Source organism: Nonomuraea antimicrobica (genome assembly GCF_039536965.1).
Lineage (GTDB): Bacteria > Actinomycetota > Actinomycetes > Streptosporangiales > Streptosporangiaceae > Nonomuraea > Nonomuraea antimicrobica.
The window spans coordinates 1-18,386 of record NZ_BAAAZP010000293.1 but is presented as its reverse complement, the minus strand read 5'-3'; the positions used below and the strand labels follow the sequence as shown (position 1 = coordinate 18,386).

15 protein-coding genes and 1 pseudogene are annotated in these 18,386 nt (G+C 67.9%); 12 read left to right on the top strand and 4 right to left on the bottom strand.

Going from position 1 to position 18,386, the window contains the following annotated elements; all coding sequences use genetic code 11:
* Nucleotides 1-328: 328 nt before the first annotated feature.
* Nucleotides 329-1,063 carry a 5-formyltetrahydrofolate cyclo-ligase gene (locus ABD844_RS52825; RefSeq protein WP_344897899.1) on the bottom strand — a complete coding sequence of 245 codons (735 nt, stop codon included), beginning with the start codon at nucleotides 1,061-1,063 and terminating at the stop codon, nucleotides 329-331.
* A gap of 9 nt (nucleotides 1,064-1,072) precedes the next feature.
* Entirely contained in the window at nucleotides 1,073-2,275 is a 1,203-nt protein-coding gene (locus ABD844_RS52820; protein ID WP_344897896.1) for an NsdA family TPR-like regulatory protein, read from the bottom strand.
* 306 nt (nucleotides 2,276-2,581) lie between these two features.
* On the opposite strand from ABD844_RS52820, the gene ABD844_RS52815 reads away from it, so the two are divergent.
* Complete coding sequence (locus tag ABD844_RS52815) at nucleotides 2,582-3,436, top strand: alpha/beta hydrolase (protein WP_344897893.1); 855 nt, start codon at nucleotides 2,582-2,584, stop codon at nucleotides 3,434-3,436.
* On the opposite strand, the gene ABD844_RS52810 is transcribed toward ABD844_RS52815, so the two are convergent.
* The gene (locus tag ABD844_RS52810) at nucleotides 3,433-4,611 is read right to left on the bottom strand and encodes a helix-turn-helix domain-containing protein (RefSeq protein ID WP_344897890.1); all 1,179 of its coding nucleotides are present in this window, start codon (nucleotides 4,609-4,611) and stop codon (nucleotides 3,433-3,435) included. The genes ABD844_RS52815 and ABD844_RS52810 overlap by 4 nt on opposite strands.
* Before the next feature lie 572 nt (nucleotides 4,612-5,183).
* Here ABD844_RS52810 and ABD844_RS52805 point away from each other — a divergent pair.
* From ABD844_RS52805 to ABD844_RS52785, 5 genes are all read left to right on the top strand, one after another.
* Nucleotides 5,184-5,999 carry an SAM-dependent methyltransferase gene (locus ABD844_RS52805; protein WP_344897887.1) on the top strand — a complete coding sequence of 272 codons (816 nt, stop codon included), beginning with the start codon at nucleotides 5,184-5,186 and terminating at the stop codon, nucleotides 5,997-5,999.
* A gap of 50 nt (nucleotides 6,000-6,049) precedes the next feature.
* The gene (locus ABD844_RS52800; protein WP_344897884.1) at nucleotides 6,050-6,946 is read left to right on the top strand and encodes an aminoglycoside phosphotransferase family protein; all 897 of its coding nucleotides are present in this window, start codon (nucleotides 6,050-6,052) and stop codon (nucleotides 6,944-6,946) included.
* 220 nt (nucleotides 6,947-7,166) lie between these two features.
* On the top strand, nucleotides 7,167-8,093 hold the full coding sequence (locus ABD844_RS52795; protein WP_344897882.1) for an NYN domain-containing protein: 927 nt from the start codon (nucleotides 7,167-7,169) through the stop codon (nucleotides 8,091-8,093).
* 56 nt (nucleotides 8,094-8,149) lie between these two features.
* Entirely contained in the window at nucleotides 8,150-8,455 is a 306-nt protein-coding gene (locus ABD844_RS52790) for a hypothetical protein (protein ID WP_344897879.1), read from the top strand.
* A 484-nt stretch (nucleotides 8,456-8,939) separates the two neighbouring features.
* Nucleotides 8,940-9,203, top strand: a complete 264-nt coding sequence (locus tag ABD844_RS52785) for a hypothetical protein (RefSeq protein ID WP_344897876.1) — start codon at nucleotides 8,940-8,942, stop codon at nucleotides 9,201-9,203.
* A 617-nt stretch (nucleotides 9,204-9,820) separates the two neighbouring features.
* On the opposite strand, the gene ABD844_RS52780 is transcribed toward ABD844_RS52785, so the two are convergent.
* Complete coding sequence (locus ABD844_RS52780; protein WP_344897873.1) at nucleotides 9,821-10,585, bottom strand: GntR family transcriptional regulator; 765 nt, start codon at nucleotides 10,583-10,585, stop codon at nucleotides 9,821-9,823.
* 122 nt (nucleotides 10,586-10,707) lie between these two features.
* Between ABD844_RS52780 and ABD844_RS52775 the strand changes: the two genes are divergently transcribed.
* The 6 genes and pseudogenes from ABD844_RS52775 to ABD844_RS52750 form a co-directional block, all read left to right on the top strand.
* Nucleotides 10,708-10,881 (top strand): FxLD family lanthipeptide, encoded by a 174-nt coding sequence (locus ABD844_RS52775; protein WP_344897870.1) that lies wholly within the window; start codon nucleotides 10,708-10,710, stop codon nucleotides 10,879-10,881.
* Nucleotides 10,882-10,944: 63 nt separating this feature from the next.
* Nucleotides 10,945-12,975: a lantibiotic dehydratase family protein gene (locus ABD844_RS52770; protein WP_344897867.1), complete on the top strand. Its 2,031-nt coding sequence runs from the start codon at nucleotides 10,945-10,947 to the stop codon at nucleotides 12,973-12,975.
* Nucleotides 12,972-14,036, top strand: a complete 1,065-nt coding sequence (locus ABD844_RS52765) for a lanthionine synthetase C family protein (protein ID WP_344897864.1) — start codon at nucleotides 12,972-12,974, stop codon at nucleotides 14,034-14,036. Before ABD844_RS52770 ends, ABD844_RS52765 begins: the two co-directional genes overlap by 4 nt.
* Nucleotides 14,037-14,083: 47 nt before the next feature.
* Nucleotides 14,084-16,123 carry a methyltransferase, FxLD system gene (fxlM, locus tag ABD844_RS52760; protein ID WP_344897861.1) on the top strand — a complete coding sequence of 680 codons (2,040 nt, stop codon included), beginning with the start codon at nucleotides 14,084-14,086 and terminating at the stop codon, nucleotides 16,121-16,123.
* A gap of 14 nt (nucleotides 16,124-16,137) precedes the next feature.
* Nucleotides 16,138-17,265, top strand: coding sequence for a hypothetical protein (locus ABD844_RS52755; protein ID WP_344897858.1), 1,128 nt, complete (start codon nucleotides 16,138-16,140; stop codon nucleotides 17,263-17,265).
* A 909-nt stretch (nucleotides 17,266-18,174) separates the two neighbouring features.
* Nucleotides 18,175-18,386 (top strand): annotated as a pseudogene (locus tag ABD844_RS52750) (IS30 family transposase); the annotation flags it as partial.

Below are 18,386 nucleotides of genomic sequence, written 5' to 3'. Positions count from 1 at the left end.
CACCCTGGGGTGTCGCCGATCCATGCGGCCGGCTCAGGGGTGGGATGGTCAGTGTCGGCGTAGCGTATGAGCCACTTCCCCACCGTCGGGCCGGAGACGTTGAAGGTTCGACCGATGTCGTCCTTGCTCAGGTACCGCTTGGCCTCCACAGCTCAACTCCTATCTTTGTCCAGCCTTGAGACAAAGACTAGGGGCATCCCGAGTCCTTGTCTAGGATCGAGACAAACACTCCCTGCGGATTGAACGACGACTCACCCCTTCGGATCGTCGCCGATGCGCGAGCTTCGGCGCGCGCCACGGACACCACCGGCACGCCGTCTTCCACGGTTCAATGTGGCGTCGAATCGCGGCTCAACGCCCGTTTTGCCACAACAGGGATTGCAGCGATCTTTTCGGGGCTCATGCGTTCCCATGACAAACCCGTTGGGCGCTTCGGTGAAGTGCAGGCGATGACTCGCTCCGGCGTGACGATGAGGTCTACGTGGAAATCATGCTCGTCCTCGGGTAGTTCCTCATCGAGGACCTGCAGTTCGTGGACCGTAGTCACGATGGTGGTCTCGTCGCTTAGCAAGCCCGCCTCTGCCAGCAGTGCTACCTCGATATCGGAGTAGCCTGCGCCCTTACCCAGCCGTACGCCGGCCTGGTTCACCGCCACGCTGCCACAGACCACGAGGTCAACAGGTCTCATCTCCTCCACACCAACTTTCGGGGCGATACGCGCCGCAACAGCTCGGTCAGCAGCCTCGCAGGCCGACACCGGGAGGTCCCGTGGGTCGAGCAGGTAGAACGGCGGCGCCTCGGCCAGCTTCGGCACAGCCATGTAGACGATCTTGCCTTCCCTGAGCGCACGCATGCGCACGGGAAGCTGCGCCTGGTCTGGTACGGCCTTCACGACCTGGCTGCGCTGCCATGCTGCAAGGGTCGTCAACCGCTCGGCGGCTTCGTCGGCGCCGTTGAAGGTCGGGATGTAGCCGCGTACCCCCGCCTCGGCCGCGCCTGACTGCTCCAGGAGCGTCCACACCCGCTCGCGTACGGCCTGCTTCGCCCGGTCGATGTCCGCCACCGTCGTTCCTTATCTCATGGTCATGAGGCTCAAGAGCCGGTCTTGCACGTCCTGCACCACCGGTACGGCTGGCCAGGAGCGCAGTTCGCGACTGGCTCCGAACACGATGTTCAAGCCGCCGCCGCCCCAGTTGACCTCGATCACGTCTATGGCTTGGTGCAACCGTGCGGCTGCATCACCCAGATTGCCTTGCCGAATGGCGGTTAGCGCTAGATTGCCGAGCACGATGGCCTGCGCCTTGGATTGGTCGTCCAGCGCCCGCGCCGTGTCTTCAAGCAAGGACTGTGCACGCCGGTGATCCTGCAAGAACAGGTAGCACGAGCCAGCCATACGACCGAACTGGCTGAACGAGAAGAGATCGATCGCGGCGTCGGTGGAGTCGACTCGGCCGAAGCAGGTCTCGGCTTCGGCGAGCGCCGCTTCGCAGGCAGCCTGCGCGCCGAGCATGGCGTGTGCCTCGGCCATGTGCAGCAGGGCTAGGGCGCGCAGGACTTCGCTGGCGTGCGTGGTGGTCTCCGCCGTCTGCTGGGCCAGGGTGAGCGCGGTGCGCGGGTTCTGCTCACCGTAGAGAACTACGATCGTCTTCCGCAGCAGGGCAAGCCCCTCTGCTACCGGATCACAGCACTGGCGGGCGGCACGTAGTGCCTGGTCAAGGTAGAGGTGGGCGGTCGCATGATCACGCCGCTGTGAGGCGTCCCAAACGAGTTGGCTCATGAGTGTGGCTGCCTCAGCCTCCACGGCGGACAGCTCGCGCCGCACGCGCCCGCTCGGGGCGTGTGTGCTCAGGAAGCGCACCTGGGCGAGGTACTGCCCAGCGTCCGCCAGGAGCGCCGTCGATGGCTCGGAGACGTACCGATCGTCAAGCTGGTGAACCTGATGCCGTAGATGGGCAACGGCGACTAGGTCAAGGCGGGAGGGGCGGCGAGCGGCCAGAACAAGGCGCTCTTCGTCGTCGGCTGTGAATTGCCCATCGAGCGTGCCCATCGGCGCTCGCCACATGGGGACGGACGGCACGAGGGCCACCAGTTCGCCGCCTGCTCCGAGTGCTCTATCAAGAGCGGTTGCGACCGCCAGGCTGGGTGTGCCTCGTCCGTGTTCGAGATCGGAGATGTAGCTCTTGCCGCAGCTGGCCAAGCGGGCGAGATCGCGGATGGACATCCCAGCACGTAGGCGTAGACGTCGAAGTGTCTGACCAAACGATTCTGCGCCCATGAGGTGCTCCCTCACCGCGTCCGCTGGGTGCCCGCTGCGTCCGTAGTGCTGCGGACACCCTGCGGACAGCCCGTCCCTAGACAATGACTTCCCGTGCTGGCAACGCTACCCCTGCGGGCTGCTACTTCGGCACCCTCGTCACAGATGCAGACCCTGGGGCCTGTCAGGCGCAGTGCCGGGCACCCGGGGGCGGTCGGCGAGGGCGGTAATGGCTGCGCGCCGCCGAGCTGGTGAACGCGCCCACGACGTAAGGCCCCAGCTGTTACCTGACGTAGTCTGCGCGCATAGCGGACGAGAGCTCGCAGCATGACCAAAGTCGTCCGTATGCTGCTGTGCGTGACTTCGATCGCGCAAGAAATCACCTTCCGCTCCCTCGACGGTCTCCACCTTGCCGGAACACTCGTCGCACCGGGCGAATCACCAGATTCCGCAGTCGTCCTGGTGCACGGCGGCGGGGTGACGCGCGAGGAGGGCGGGTTCTTCACGCGGCTGGCAAACGGGTTGAGCGATTCCGGTCTGGCTTCCCTGCGCTTCGACCTGCGCGGCCATGGCGAGAGCGAGGGCCGCCAGGAAGAGCTGACCCTCTCGACCATCCTCAACGACATCCGCGTCGCGCTCCGGCATGTCCGTGACTCAACTGGAGCCACCAGACTGAGCCTGCTCGGCGCGAGTTTCGGTGGCGGGATCTGCGGCTACTATGCCGCCCATCGACCCGAAGAAGTGTCCCGGCTGGTACTGCTCAACCCCCAGTTCGATTACAAGAAGCGCACCATAGACAGCCGCCCCTACTGGCATGACGATTACCTGGACGAAGCTGTCGCACAACAACTCACCGAGCAGGGCTACATCGCCTTTACGCCTCACCTGAAGCACGGCCGCCCCCTTCTCAACGAAGTCTTCTGGTTGCAGCCGCACGCGGTCCTGGAGGCAATCCAGGCCCCGACGCTCATCGTGCACGGCACCAAGGACACCCTCGTGCCGATCGAGTCCACGCACGCGGCCGTGCCCCAGTTCACCGCGCCCTGCACTCTGGTGGAGGTCGAAGGTGCACAGCACGGTTTCGCCGTCCATGATGACCCGCAATACCTCAACCCTCAGAGCCAGATCTGGCAGGCGTCAGTGATTCAGGCCGTGGCCGAATGGCTGCAGGAAGAGGCTTAGCCGGCACCTCGCTCAGCTAAAAAGTCGTGCAGAGCGCGCACATGCGGTCGGCGGCGCCAGCGGTCCAGGGTCTCAAGCATGTCGGTCAGGACAGTGGTCGTCCGCCGCGAGCGGGTGGCTCGGGCGACGCGCGCTGCTTTCAGGCCCAGGATGGCAGCCTCGTCTGGTTCCCCGATCAAGGCCAAGGCGGCTGAGCGACGGGCCTGGAAATAGCCGACATCGCGAAAGGACAGACTGCTGTTGGCGATGATCTCCTCGAGTATCTCGGCTGCCTTGGCAGGCTTGCCGGCCTCGGTGAAGCACGCGCTGCTGCGTAGCAGCAAAGTGTGATCAGTGAAGGAGCTGCCAAGCGTACCGGGCTCCTTGGCTGCATCCGAGAGCAACTTGCGGGCTTCGTCGAGCTTCTCCTTAACCTGGCGCAGCGGCTCGCCGAGCATGGCCAGGCCCAAAGCCTCCTGCTGCGTTGCTTCGGCTCGGACCCCGGGCGGGAGTCGGGGGGAGATGCGCCGCGCCGCTTCAGCCAGGGTAAGTACCTTCAGCGCATCGTGCCGGTCATAGGCAAGTTGGGATTTGCGCAGTAGTACGTAGCCCTGCATGGCACTGTCGTCGGCTTCCTGCGCCCATTCGATTGCCCGGTCGTACCAGTACGTCGCCGGGGGCAGATCGCGGAGGTCACGGTATAACCAGCCGACGAACTCCGCGCCCTCGGCTCCCACAGCCAACAGTTGCCGCCGAGCCTGAGGCTTCACTTCACGGACCGCATGCTGAACGGCCGCCAGCACGCCCAGCACTTTCGGCAGCGCAGCTGCTGGGCCGAGGGTGCCGTCATCGGCCTTGCTCGCTTCGAGCTGGTTCCGCAACTCCTCAACGATGGACCCGTCCACGTAACGGCGAGCATCAGCCAAGATGGCATCGACGGGCGGTAGCACGTCCACGCTGGCCTCTGGCCAGACAATCGCAACCGGTCTGCGGTCAGCCAGCCCCAGGAGCCCACCATTTGCTCCGAGTGCCCTGTCGAGTGCTGATGCGACCGCCAAGCTCGGCGAGCGTCGTCCATTTTCGAGATCAGAGATGTGGCTCTTGCCGCAGTTGGCCAGGCGGGCTACCTCGCGGATGGACATACCGGTGCGCAGGCGTAGGCGTCGAAGCGCCTCACCGAACGGTTCCATGCCCATGCGGTGCTCCCTGCCATGTCCGCTGTGTGTCCGCAACGCAGCGGACACCTTGCGGACAGTCCACCCCTAGACCATGACTTCCCGCATTGGAAACGCTACCCCCATGGGCTCCTGTTTCGGCGCCCTCGCCATAAAGGCGGCCCCGGCCCGGTGCGCGAACACCGGGGGATCCGGGGCCTTGATCAGGAATCGAGGTCCTGACCCGTGCAGAAGCCTAGAGCCATCCGGATCCGCTGGCACGCAGATCACCCCCCGATGCCTCTTGGGTGCAGGTGGTGCGGAAATGCCCCGTACGCCCATGACGGCGCGTCCCTGGCGCACCGCCGGCATCACGGCTGGGATCAGCCGACAGTCGCGCAGGTGCGGGCGCGGATGGCCGCCCGGCGCCGTCTGGGGTTGGGCCGTCAGATGCCGCAGGTGGCCCCGGCACGTCCGTCGGTCCGGCCGCCGACTCGGCCCCACCGCGTTCCGACGTCCCCACGGATCACCGAGCGCTCGATGCCCGTCTCGACGAGCAGAACGACACGTTCACAACCGACCGCAAAGTCCGCACAAACTGCGCGAGGCCCCCAATGACCGGTGACCGCACGGCATCGCCCCCGTCGGGGGTGGACCCGAACACGCCCAGCATCGCCCGGGTGTACGACTACTTCCTCGGCGGCAAGGACAATTTCGCCGCCGATCGGGAGCTGGCCGAGCAGGTCTTGAAGGTGGCTCCGAACGCTCGCGCCACAGCACGGGCGAATCGAAACTTCCTGGTTCGAGCGACGGAAGCTGTCGTCGAGGCAGGCATCCGGCAATTCGTCGATCTGGGCACCGGCATCCCCACGTCGCCGAACGTGCACGAGGTGGCGCAGCGGATCAACCCGGACGCGCGCGTGGCGTACATCGATAACGATCCGATCGTGCTAAACCACGCCCGCGCCCTCTTGGCCGGGATCAGGACTGACGTGATCGCGATCGAGGGCGACCTGCGTGATCCGAAGGACATCCTGGACCACCCCGATCTACGTGCTCACCTGGACCTCGCTCAGCCGGTCGCGATCCTCCTGGTGGCCATGCTGCACCTGCTGACCGACGAGGACGGCCCGGATCGGCTGGTGGAGACCATCCGGGACCGGATAGCGCCGGGAAGCTATCTGATCTTGTCCCATCTGTGGGACGACCCGGACGGTATCGCGCGGGCAGGTGCCGAAAAGTACGCGCACCGAAAGGCCAGTGCTCCGGTTGTGCCGCGAACGACGGCGCAGATCCAGCGGTTCTTCGACGGCTTCGAGCTGATCGAGCCTGGGCTCGTCTATCTGGACCAGTGGCGACCGACCGAAGACATGATCATTGCGGGAGCCCATGACCGATTCGGCCTGTGCGCGGTTGGACGAAAGCCGTGACCGCCGCGACCGCCCAACTTAAGGAAGTTCATCAACATCGGAGGCTTTCCATGCACGATCGCCTGGACGACTGGGACAACAACCTTCCCCTCAGCGTGCGAGCCGCCATAGAGGAGCAGGTCGGCTCCGTCAAACGAGCCGAGATCGTCGAAGGCACCACGCCAGGGCTCGCCGCCCGCGTGTACGCGGCCATCGACGACGTGTTCATCAGGGCCGTCCCGACCAGCAGTCCGGCCGCGGAGTTGCACAGGCGGGAACGGTGGGCTGCCCGGCATCTGCCCCAAGGGGCTCCCGCGCCGCGGCTGCTATGGGACCTCGACGTCGATCACTGGCATGTGTCGGCGTTCGAACTCATCAATGATCACACGCGCTATGCCGATCTGCGGCCCGATTCAACCGACCTACCCCTGGTCATGGATGCGCTGGCACGGCTCAGCCAGACGGCCACCGTGGGCAGAGGCCGGCCCGTGACCGAGTATGCCAACGGTCTCTGGGCCAAGGGGCGGCACCTGCTCGCCCCTGAGGCTGAGCTGGACGCTTTCGATCTCTACGATGCGGCACTGGAGCGGTTCGACATGGAGCGGCTCTGCGAAGACGACGCTCTGCTGCATTGCCGCCTCAATCACCGCAAGCTGCTGGTCAAGAGCGGGTTCGTCTACGTGGTGGGCTGGTACGAGGCGGCCTGTGGGCTGCCGTGGATCGACGCCGCTCTGCTGGCGCCTTCGCTCATCTCGGAGGGGCACAGCCCCGAACAGGCCGGAGCGTTGCTGTCGGCGATACCCGCATGGCGAGAGGCGTCCGCCGTGCAAGTGGCTGGGCTTATGGCGTTATGGACGCTGTCTCACCTGTATGAGGCCCGCAACGGACCTGTCCAGCGTCACGACACGCACGTGCGTCTGGCCGACGCGGGCAGGGCTTGGCTGGCCTTCCAGCTGTCCAAACTCTGACCGGCCGACACGAGGACACCACAAATGATCGTGGCGTGGCAATCCGCGGGAGCCGGAGCAGCGCGTTCCATCGCGCGCTGTGCTGCCACGTCGCGTGCGGGCGGCCCGGCTGTCCACGCGCCCGCCGCACCGCACTCTGACGCGGGCCGGGCGTTCAACCCTGTCGGCCGCCAACGCCCGGCCCGCGTCTTCACCCGCCAACCCCTCAATGGAGTATCCGATGACCACGACGAGCATCCGGCTTGGCGTCTTCTACGACGGCGGCTGGTTCGGCCGCCTGTGGCAATACATGGCCACCGACTCCCCGTGGAAAGCCGGCCTGGCGTTCGGCGGGGTGCACGACATCCTGCGCTGGTACGTACATCGTGATCTCGGCCATCCCCTGAACGCGGTCACCCTGACCGAAACCCACTACGTGCTGGGCCGTCCCCCCGAGTTGACCCACCCAGGAGTCGATGACGGCAGATGGATACCCCGCGGCTCCACGCAGGAATGGGACCGGATCCTGGAAGGGGAGGAGATCACCCGCCACGATGCCGTCCTTTCCCCTCGAAAACATGCCCGCAAGCAGATGGGCGCCGATGTCACCCTGGCCCTGGTCACCTTCGACAGGGCGGTCGCCGCGTCCTTGGACATCGTCGCCCTGATCGCCCCGGATGCGCATCTGGCTCCGCTCGTGAGCTATCTACAGCAGCGCAGGATCACCGTCATCGTGCCGAGCATCTGTGACGAGTACGTCCAGTCCGATGGGTCCCGCGGCGAGATCAGCACCGAGTCCGGCCTGACGGACGAAGCCGACTATGCGCCGTCGTGGAATGACCTGCTGGTCTCCGGCCTGACGGAGGACTACCGGCTCACCTACCCGTTCGTGTCCAAGGCCGGGGGTGGTCGCAACGTCGGCGGTCGGCCCGCTGCAGACGGCTACCGGTACGGCACCGTCAACCGCTGGAATCCCACTGGCCACGGGTTCATCACCGAGAACGACGGAACGCGATGGTTCATCGCCGCCCGAGATCTGGCCGACGGCTACACCGCGCTGCCCAAGGGTCAACCCGTCCGGTTCAACGGCCGCCCTCACCCCGCACCTGGCAAGCAGTACCCGCAGGCGCGAGCCTGCCAACCCTACGAGGCAGGTCCAACCCCCTGACCGATCACCATCGCCTGGCCTGAGCCCCGACCATCCACACCGACAAGGAGTTTCCCATGCTGGCCCGCGACGCCGATGCCGCCGCCGACGCTGTGGCGGAAGCGTTCGTCATGCACTGGCGGCGGCGCCTGCCCGACTGGTGGCTGATGTACTCCCGCCGAAACCGCCGGCTCGTGGCCTTCTATCGGGGTCATTGCCCGCCGCCCGGGCTCATTGTCGAGGCCACTTATCCCGAGGAGTTGCTGCGGCGCATGAGCAGCGAAGCGCACGCGCTGTGGCAGTCGCCGACTGCTCTGGCATCGGCGACGCGGCAACCGTCCCTCGTGGAAGGTCTTCCCGGTCCCCGCGGGGGCGCCCGGTGATAAGGCGAGACGTGGCGAGACAGGCGAACCCGAGCGCAGTCGGGGATGCTACGCCGCGTCTTGGCGCGGCCGGTCGAGGGCGGCTCATCCATGGCCGACCGCGCACGCCGGCGCGGATCCAAGTCCAGAATCGAAGCACCGTCGTGGTCCGCGCCGCTTACAACTCGCAGCCCGCACGGAGCACCTGTCCGTTGCGGGCTGCGAGCTCCAACGTCCGGCCGTCCGCCGTCGAACCATCGGCCGGGACTGAGGGAGACGGTTCTAGATGGCCGTCTGCTCGCCTCCCTCACCGCTTCACCAGCCATATCCCTCCCCATGCGGCGAACCCACGAGTTACCCCGTCTCGGATCCGCCGCGCCTTCGCCCGGCACTCTCTCCCCTCTGCTAGGGCGAAGAGGCCGTGGGGCGGCACCCCCGCTTGCTCACCTACCGTCCCACGGCCAACCGCGTACAAGCCGAGCCACGAGCACAACGGTGATCACATATGAGCCGAGACAACCCGACCACGCTTGCCCACCTACAGCTCCACGCCCTTCGCCGCGACTTCCCAGGCTGGGACATCATGCGCGGTCGGGAAAACGGCGCCGAGGTGTGGGGAGCCCTCCCGCGCTTCCCGATCACCGAACCCATGCGCGCGCTGGGAGTGATCAAGGTCGTCCGCGCGCCGGACTGCCACACGTTGGCCCCCGCGCTGTCCCGGCAGCAGCACCTCGTCCACCTGTTCCGCGCCACCACCCGAACAGCCTGAAGGAGGAACCCCGTGTCGGCCCTTTCCCTCTGCGAGCCAGGCCCCGGTCATGGCCCGCAGCAGCCACCCCGGCAAGGCCCGGTCCGGGGCGCCCGCCGTGGAACGGCTGAGAAGCAACCGCCCCACGGCCGGTCCGCCACAGCAACCCAGCACGGGAGGGGCCCACGATGATCGCCCCTCCGGCGCCTGACGGCAGCGGCTTCGTGTGCTGGCTGCCGGATGACCTGGCGGACGCCGAGCTGCGACCCTGCTGGCGGTGGATGGGGACGCAGTTGCGCCAGTGCTGGGAAGAGGTCCTTCAGAAGCCGGCACGGCGCGCACTCGCTGCGATGTGGCGAGGAGGCGACGTACGGCCGCGCACTCGCACCACGCCGCGGGGAGACCTCGGCACACCCCCCCGGCTCCTGGACACCGCGCACTACCCAACGGCGACCCAGGAGGTCCGACTCGTGGAGCCCCGACCTGTCCCCACGACGCGGCCCTTCGCCCTGAACCTGTCCGGGCATTCCCCCCCCACGCGCCGAGCCGCGCAACGACTGATCTGCCACCACATCGACTCCGCGGAGGAATTCCGCCGACGAGAGAGGCACCACCTGATGCTCTATCGGGCCACCAGATCAGTCCGGGTCCGCGCTGTAGCGGTAGCGCAGCTTCCACTGATAGGTCGGCAGGACATAGAGGTTGACCTTCACCGGCTGGTCGTCACGGGTCAGTCCCATATGGAAGATTTCGTAGACCCGCTGGTCGGGCGTCATGCGCAAGAACCGCGCTTCTTCGTCCGTGGGTGGCCGGACATCAACGTCTTCTTGGATGTCGACCTGGGCGTGGCCGAGTTCGGCCAGGCGGCTGCTGATCCCGCCCACACCCGGGTCACGTTCCGCCATCGGGGTGCCCTCCGCGATCGAGCGGGGGATGTAGGTGGTGACGATCTGGATGGGCACGCCCTCCGCGTACATGCGCCGGGCTCGGATGATGACGCTGTCGTTGTCGGGGTCAACGCCCAGGACCTCGGCGACTTCGGCGGGCGGCCGGCCGGGGCCGATGGTGGTCTGGTTGTCCAGGCTGTAGCCAAGCTGTTCGAGTTCGCTGGCCAACGATCCGCGCGCTCCGCCGCGTTCTCGGTGGGCGCGGCTGTGCCGTACGGCTGCATTGCGCAAGATGGGCGGCAGCTTGTGGACGTAGGTGCCGACGCCCATATGCACGTAGACGAGCCCCTCGGCCTTGAGGATCTTCAACGCCTTGTTGACTGTGGCCCGGTGGACGCCGAGCTCGTCAGCAAGGGTGTCTTCGTTAGGCAGCAGCGAGCCGCGCGGATAGGTGCCGTCGTGGATAAATCGGCGGATGGTATCGGCCACCTGGCGGTAGCTTGCCGTGCTCGTCACGGCTCTCACCCTACCGATAGTACGTACTACTTACTCGGTGTCCTCTAGGCTGCGCGAACTATGAAGTATGTAGTACTTATGCGACCCACGTCAGGAACCCAACACAGGACAAGGAGCAGGACATGAGCACTTCCACCATCGAGCAGACCGCCGCGGTCGACGCGGGAGCGACGTCTGACCCGTTCGACCTCGACATCACGTTCATCGAGAACACCCCGGCGGCCGAGACGGTGCTGTTGTGCGGCACCGGCGACAACTGCGGCAGCTCCTGCCCGAGCGCCTGCACGACCTCCTAGCCCGCGCGGCGCGGGCCCACCCGGGCCCGCGCTCCCCTCTCCCTCAGTAACGGAGTGTGCGTGATGACACGGTCACGGCGGATCCTGTACCGGCGCACCGGCACCGGGATGCTGCGCGCGGCGGTGAACCTTTCCGCCCCCGCTCTGCCGCCATGGCCAGGGCCCGGAACGCCCACAGAGCAGTGGCGTTCCTGGCTCGGCCCGATATGGGCCGATGACACCTTCCGCCGTACGGTCTCCAATGCCAGCCGGGATCTTGCCCGCCAGGTGGAGGCAGTCCTGGACGGACGGTCGTCGAACGCCCGCCGGGCGCGTCGCGCCGCGCTCGCGGTCGCCCGATACGCCATCAGGTACGAGCACCGGTCCACGCCGTTCGGCCTGTTCGCGGGCGTCTGTCTGATCGACTTCGGCGAGACATCCGCCGTGCTTGTCGGGGAGGAGCACAAGATCGTCGCCCGAGCCAACCCCCGGGCGCTGGACGAGGCGATCACGGCGCGGGAGTCGGACGCCGCCTCGATGGCGGATATCGAGGTGTGCGTCAACAACTTGGCGTACGTGCGTGACGGCCGCGTCTTCGTGCCGTCCGAGGGCGCGTCGGAGTTCTCCCTCGCGCTGACTCCCGCGCTGGCGCTCGTGCTCCAGGCGGCCAAGTCACCCATCCGGCATGCGGCGCTCGCGGGCAAACTCGCGGCGGAGTTCCCGCAGGCGGACGAGCACCGCCAGGCGGCGTTCCTCGCGGAGCTGCTGCGCCATAGCCTGCTGCGGTCGGCGCTGCGTGCCCCCGCCACGATCGTCGACCCGGCCGCCGACCTTCCCGCCGGCACCTTGGATGCCCGCGAGCGGGAGGCGTCCGTGGACGTACTGCTGGACGCCGAGGTGCGGCTGCCGGAGACGGTCGCGGCCGAGCTGGAAACCGCGGCAACCGCGCTCGCCAGGCTCGCGCCCCACCCAGCCGGAACCGAGGCATGGCGGCGCTACACCGAGCAGTTCGCCGCCCGGTGGGGAGACGGCGCCGAGGTCGGCCTGGAGCAGCTCGTCGACCCCGACAACGGGTTGGGCCTGCCTGGCGGGTTCGGCTCGGTGGCCGAGCCGCCGCGGCCGATGTCGCGACGCGGCCGGCTGCTGCTGGAACTCGCCGGGACCGCCGCCGTCGAACGCCGCCAGACGGTGATCCTGTCCGAGACGCTCCTCGAGGAGCTGGAGGCCGCCGCCGACCAACCGCCCACCACCCTGGCCCCGCACTTCGAGGTGTGCGCACAGGTCCAAGCCCGATCGCTCCCGGCGCTCGACCAGGGCAACTTCCGCGTCCGCGTTCATACCGTCTCCAGGGCGGCCGGCACGATGACGGGACGCTTCCGGCACCTGTTCCCCCAAGCCCCTGCCGACCAGGCGACTCTTCCCACGGTCGATCCCGTGGCGGAATTGGCGCAGTTGTCGTTCCACCCCTCCCGCGTCGAGGCCGACCTGCTCACCCGCACCCCGCAGGTCCTGCCGGAGCTGGTCAGCGTCGGCGAGTTCCGGGGCAGCGACGACAAGGTGCTCTTCCCGGCTGATCTGGTCGTGGGTCTGCGCGGCAGCCACCTCTACCTCGCGGTGGCCGCCACCGGGCAGCGCCTCGAACTGCTCGCGCCGACAGCGATCAACTTCGTGTGGAACAACTACACCCCGCCGCTGGTCCGGTTCCTGGCCGAAATCAGCCGCGCCGCGACTCCGCAGGTGACCTGGTTCGACTGGGGCGCCGCGTGGACGCTGCCGTTCACCCCGGCGCTGCACTACCGGCGCAGCATCCTGGTTGCCGCGCGCTGGCAGCTTCGCGCCCGCACGCTGCCCGGCCGTTCGGCACGCCTGGAGGAGTGGGGCGAGCACCTGCACGCCTGGCGTTGCCGGGCGGGTGTGCCGGAGCGTGTGCTCCTGGCCATGGACGATCAGCGTCTCCCGCTGAACCTCACCAGGGAGATGGACCTGGACGTGCTCCGCACACATCTGGGCGGCTCCCCCGTCACGGTGCTCTACGACGCGCCACCGCCGGACGCGGATGGGTGGATCGGCGGGCGAGCCCACAGCATTGTCGTCTCCGTGAGGGCAGGCCGATGAGCCCGCCCAGGACGCAGGCCCTGGCCGAGGGCGTGCTCGGGAGGGCACTGCTCCACATCGAGCGCGGCAACCTCGACGCAGCGCGGCCCCTACTCGCCGAGGCAGTCGCCGGCGGCGTCAGCACCGGCTCCAACGCCTGCCTCTTCCACGGTGCCCCGGCCCTGGAGTTCGTGCTTGGCCGCGCCGGGAGCGCCGACCGTACCGTTCAAGCAGCCGTCGACCGGGTCGTGCACGCTCGGCTCGCCGCGGCCCGCCAGCGGCGAGAGTCGGCGCAGCTTCCGACGCTGGCGGAGTTCGATCTCATCCGGGGACTCACCGGGCTGGGGGCGCTGTTGCTCGCCCGCGCAGGCTGGCCGCCGCCGCTGCTCCACGAGGTGCTGACCCACCTGGTGACGCTGGCAGTACCAGCTGAAGTTGATGCCCGAGTTTTGCCCGGATGGTGGTCGCCGGACAGCCCCGGGCATCAGGAGATCGCCGGTGGCCACGCGAACAACGGTGTGGCACACGGCATCGCCGGCCCGCTGGCGCTGCTCTCCCTCGCCACCCGCCACGACATCCTGGTGGAGGGCCAGATCGACGCGATCGAGACGTTCGTGACCTGGCTGGAGGAGTTCGGCGGCTTCTACTGGATTGCCCTGGGCCACCTGCTCGCCGACGAGCCGCAGCAGGCGCCACCCCTGCGCCCCTCCTGGTGCTACGGGGACCTCGGCATCGCCCGCACTCTCCAGTTGGCCGCGCTCGCGCTTGGCGACGACGCCCGCAGGCAGAAGGCCGAGGAACTCGCCCTCGCCGCCCTCACCGACCCGGCCCGCCTGGACCGGGTCACCGATGCCTCCCTCTGCCACGGCTGGGCCGGGCTGCTGACCGTCGCGACCGCCATCGCAGCCGACAGCCCCACCCCCGACCGGTTCGCCGACCCCATCTGGCAGACCCGCCAGCGGCTGGTCGCCGGGATCGCCGAGCTGGTCAAGCCCGGGTTTCTGGAAGGGCGGGCCGGGGCGGTCCTGGCGTTGGAGGGCTCCAACATGACCGGCTGGACCCGCGCCTTGCTCATCCACTGACCCGCCGTACCCGACCCTTCGACCGAGCAGGAGCGAACACGAGAACAATGAACTCCGACGAGAACCTGCCGCTTCCCGACGAGCGAGAATGGTGGCCAGCCACCGTCCGCTTTCCCGGCGATGCCGGCGTGACCCCGAAAGCCGCAGCCGCACTCGCGGCCGCGCTGACCGGTCGGCGTTTCCACTTCCTGCGCAAAGAGGGCAAGCTCCGGCTGCGCACCGACCGGCCCGCCGCCGATCTGCTTGACCAGCTCGTCACCGACGGGCTCGCGGCCGGTTGGGTTGACGGCATCTACGAGCCTGAGACCGACGCCTTCGGCGGCCCACTGGGCATGGACCTGGCCCATGAGGTGTGGTGCGCCGACAGCCCCGCGGCCTTGGCCGAAACCGGCAGCCCGCACGCCCGCGAGCGGTGCATCCTGCTGATCTCCACCATGAACCGCGCGGCCGGGCTCGACCCGTTCGAGATCGGCGACGTGTGGGCGAAGGTCGGCAACCTCCGCCCGGCGATCAACCCGCCTGAGATGTCCCCCCGGGCCGGGGCTATCGCCGCCATGCGGCGCCTCATGAACGCCGACGCCGCCAAGCGGGACACTACGGAACCCGGCTGGCTCGAACGCGTCGCCGCTTTCGAGGAAGCCGGCCGTTGCCTGGCCAGGTTCGCGGCCAGCGGGCAACTCCGGCGAGGTCTGCGCGCTGTCCTCGCCCACCATGCGATCTTCGCTTTCAACCGCGCCGCCGTACCCGTGGCCGAGCAGGCCGCCGCAGCCTGGCTGGGCTGGCACGTCTCCTTCGGAGACGACGAACCGACCCCCGTGTCTACCGGCCAGTCCACACCGGCGACCCCTACCTTCGAGAGAATGGAGAGCACCATCACTACCAGCGACCCCACTGACCTGCGCAACGCCCTGGTGGACCAGTTCACCGAATCCGGGCATCTGCGCACCGCCGCCATCATCGACGCCTTCCGGGAAGTCGAGCGTCACCGGTTCATCCCCGACGCCGACGTCGAGGCCGCCTACGTTAACGACGCCGTGCCGATCAAGCACGACACCGGCGGCGAGATGATCTCTTGCATCTCCGCGCCGTCGGTCGTCGCCACCCAACTGGAGCAGCTGGGCGCACAGCCCGGCCACAAGATCTTGGAAGCCGGAGCAGCTACCGGCTACAACGCCGCGATCCTCGCGCGGCTCGTGTCCCCCGGCGGCCACGTCTGGACCGTGGATGTCGACACCGACCTCGTCAACATCGCCAGCAAGCACCTGGAGGCCGCCGGCGTATCGAACGTGACCGCGCTGCTGGCTGATGGCGCGGCCGGGCTCCCCGAGCATGCCCCGTACGACCGGATCCAGTTCACCGTGGGCGCCGGCGACATCCCTCTCACCGCCCTGGAGCAACTGGCCCCAGACGGCCGCGTGGTCATCCCGATGCGGATTCGCGGCAGCATCTCCCGCTCCTTCGCTTTCGAGCGCGACGGCGAGACCTGGAAGGCCGTCTCCTGCGAGATGGCCACGTTCGTCCCGATGCGCAAGGGTATCTGCGACGACGTCCGCACCACGATCTCCATGGCCGGGGAGGGCAACGTCCAGCTAGAGACCTACAGCGAGCAGCTCGTCGACCGGGAGGCGATCAGGGCCGTCCTTGACGAGCCCTCCCACAAGCTCTACACCGGCGTGAAGTTCCGGCAGGGCTCGGCCTGGGAGTGGGTCTACCTGTGGCTGGCGTGTGTCCTGCCCAACGGCCTGTCCCGGATGCCTGGCCAGCGGCCCGGGTTCACCCCGCACTTCGGGTGGGGTTCCATGGCGGCGCTCGACGGCGACAGCCTGGCCTACCTGACCGTCCGCGAGGGCGATGACGCCGCGGGCCGGTTCTGGGAGATCGGTGTCATCGGTCATGGTCCGCGCGCCGCCTCCCTCGCCGATCAGGTCGTCGCCGCGATCCAGGAGTGGGCCCGCGACTACGGCAACGACGCCCCCGCCCCCGGTTTCCGGATGGCCACGGACGCCCACCGCGACCTGCTGAAGGCCGCTGACGGGCGCTTCATCATCGACAAGTCCAACAGCCGACTCGTCGTCGACTGGCCGTAGAAGGGAACAGCGTGATGAACCCTGCGATCGCCCGTCGTATCCCGCTCGTTTGCCGGCCCAAGGCTCCTGGGCTTCCCCTGGACAGGCGCATTGCAGAGCTCACCGCGCTGACCGTCGAAATGCCTGGCGCGGACCACTCCCAGCGAGTGGCCCGCGCCAGCGGAGTCCTCAACTTCGCCGCGCTCATCGCCTCCGACAGCGGGATGCCCGACCTGGCCGCCGAACTGTGCTGGCGGCAGCACAAGGTCTTCGCCGAAGCCGGCAGCCTCAACCAAGACATCGCCGTGATGTCGCTGATGCCGTTGGTGAACATCGCCCGACTCCTGATCCGCGAGGGTGACGGCGGGGGCGCCTTCGCAGTACTGCAGCAGTTGTACCGGGCCGCCCAGCAGCGCGGCGCCACCATCGTCCATGATCACGATGTTGACCTGTCGCCACTGATCCAGACCGGCGCAGACCACCGCAAGATCTGTACGGAGCTGTGGGTCACCCTGCTGGTCGACGGCGCCAGAGCTCTCGCCAGCCTTGGCCGTTGGACAGAGGCAGCCGAATCCATGGCCGCGCACCGCGGCGTCGGCCAGCGGCTTCTCGACGGCCGACAGATCACGATCATGTCGCTGGTGGAACAGGACCTCCACCAGCAAGCCGCCGACATGATCGCCTCCAGCGTTCCCGCCGAGCCCTGGGAGAACGCCGTCGCCGCCATCTTGCGCATCTACTGCCAGCCGACGACGTTGACGCCGTCACAGGACGAACTGGAACATGCGGTGCAGGAAGCACTCGCGCTGGTCGCCGAGCCGGAACCGATGACCGCGGCGTTCCGGGCTCGACTCGGCCTGAGCGCGCTCGACCTGACTGCCGACCAGCCCACAGCATACGACGCCGACCTGCGGTCCGCTGTCATCGGCGTGGCCTGCTCGGACGCGTACGCTGCCCGAGACGTGTTGAGGCACCACGAAATGCGCTCCCGTATGACCCCGCAGCAGAACCAAGAAGTCGCCGGCGTGCTCGCCGCGTCGGGATTCGGCGCCGGAAATCTCCCAGCAGCTCACCTGGATGCCCTCACTGCCGCAGCCCGTCAAGGGGAGGTCAGTTTGCGCGCCCTGCTCGACATGACCACGCTCCAGAGCGACCCTGCGTGACTCCGAACCGCGCACCCACGTAGGAGGACCACTCCGGCCGTGGTTGCGAACCCCGCACTCCAACCACGGCAGCCGCCCGGCACAGGCCCGAACCGGGCGGCGCGGCCATGGGACGGTGCCGCTGGAGAGCCCGTCCCGTGGCCGCCCATCATCCCCGGAGGGCAATCCCTCAACGCGGAGGAAACGATGCCCCCTCCTATTCCTCCTGATGGCGGCTTCTACGGCTCTGTGCCGTCCGGACCGCTCACCCCGCGCTGGCGGTGGGTGGCGCGGCTGTGCGCCTGGTTCGACGGCTGCTCGGCGGATTCGACACGGCGGGGTAACGGGGTCAAACCGGCGGGGTGCTCGTCGGCCATCAATCGAGCGATGCGGTCGGGATCCCTGCATGGTGCGGCGGATTCGCAGCCGCGGCGGCTGTGAGGAAAGTCCAGGACCAGCACGGTCCTGGCCCTGTTCGCTGGAGTGGCGTGGGGTTGCTGTCCGGCCGCCGACAACGCCACCTTGTGGGGGCTACCAGCCGCCCGTGTGACGCCGCACGCCGCCCATGTGGGTGCGTACGCCTCCGCCTACGCTTGACGGCGCCCAGCCGCCCGTGTCGCTCTCAGGAGCCCATCCGCCTTGATCGCCTCGTATCGTCATGATCGCGAGCATGCCAGCTCCCCCCGAAGCAGGGCAATGCCGTCAAGCCGTCTCCTCGCCAGCGTCTTCCTCCATCTCACGCAGATCGGCCAGTGAGACGATCTCCTCGAGCTCGTGGAGCTGGTAGTACCGGGAAAGCCGACAGCGCTCGGAGCGAAGCTTGGCGTGCATGCCGAATCGGACGGATAGACCTTGCACAACAGCACAAAGCGCCCCCGCCCTCCCCTTCCGTTCTAGCGGTCGTCGCAACACCCCAGGTTGGGGAGTGCGATGGAGTTCGAGATCCGCAAGATCCGGACCCCTCAGGGGCGGCGGAAGCTGACCCGTGAGCGGGAGGAATACTTCCGCCTTATGGATCAAGGGTTCAGCAGCCAAGAGGCGTGCCGGATCATCGGCATCAACTACCGCACGGGGAAGAGATGGCGGAACGGATCGGCGCCAAACAAGGCGAAAAAGAAGGGGGCGCCGCCGGTCGCACGACC

Coding starts and splice junctions, on each gene's coding strand:
- fxlM (WP_344897861.1), top strand. CDS start 14,084: ATGAACTCCGACGAGAACCTGCCGCTTCCCGACGAGCGAGAATGGTGG.
- ABD844_RS52785 (WP_344897876.1), top strand. CDS start 8,940: ATGAGCCGAGACAACCCGACCACGCTTGCCCACCTACAGCTCCACGCC.
- ABD844_RS52790 (WP_344897879.1), top strand. CDS start 8,150: ATGCTGGCCCGCGACGCCGATGCCGCCGCCGACGCTGTGGCGGAAGCG.
- ABD844_RS52795 (WP_344897882.1), top strand. CDS start 7,167: ATGACCACGACGAGCATCCGGCTTGGCGTCTTCTACGACGGCGGCTGG.
- ABD844_RS52815 (WP_344897893.1), top strand. CDS start 2,582: ATGACCAAAGTCGTCCGTATGCTGCTGTGCGTGACTTCGATCGCGCAA.
- ABD844_RS52820 (WP_344897896.1), bottom strand. CDS start 2,275: ATGGGCGCAGAATCGTTTGGTCAGACACTTCGACGTCTACGCCTACGT.
- ABD844_RS52770 (WP_344897867.1), top strand. CDS start 10,945: ATGACACGGTCACGGCGGATCCTGTACCGGCGCACCGGCACCGGGATG.
- ABD844_RS52810 (WP_344897890.1), bottom strand. CDS start 4,611: ATGGGCATGGAACCGTTCGGTGAGGCGCTTCGACGCCTACGCCTGCGC.
- ABD844_RS52800 (WP_344897884.1), top strand. CDS start 6,050: ATGCACGATCGCCTGGACGACTGGGACAACAACCTTCCCCTCAGCGTG.
- ABD844_RS52805 (WP_344897887.1), top strand. CDS start 5,184: ATGACCGGTGACCGCACGGCATCGCCCCCGTCGGGGGTGGACCCGAAC.
- ABD844_RS52755 (WP_344897858.1), top strand. CDS start 16,138: ATGAACCCTGCGATCGCCCGTCGTATCCCGCTCGTTTGCCGGCCCAAG.
- ABD844_RS52775 (WP_344897870.1), top strand. CDS start 10,708: ATGAGCACTTCCACCATCGAGCAGACCGCCGCGGTCGACGCGGGAGCG.
- ABD844_RS52765 (WP_344897864.1), top strand. CDS start 12,972: ATGAGCCCGCCCAGGACGCAGGCCCTGGCCGAGGGCGTGCTCGGGAGG.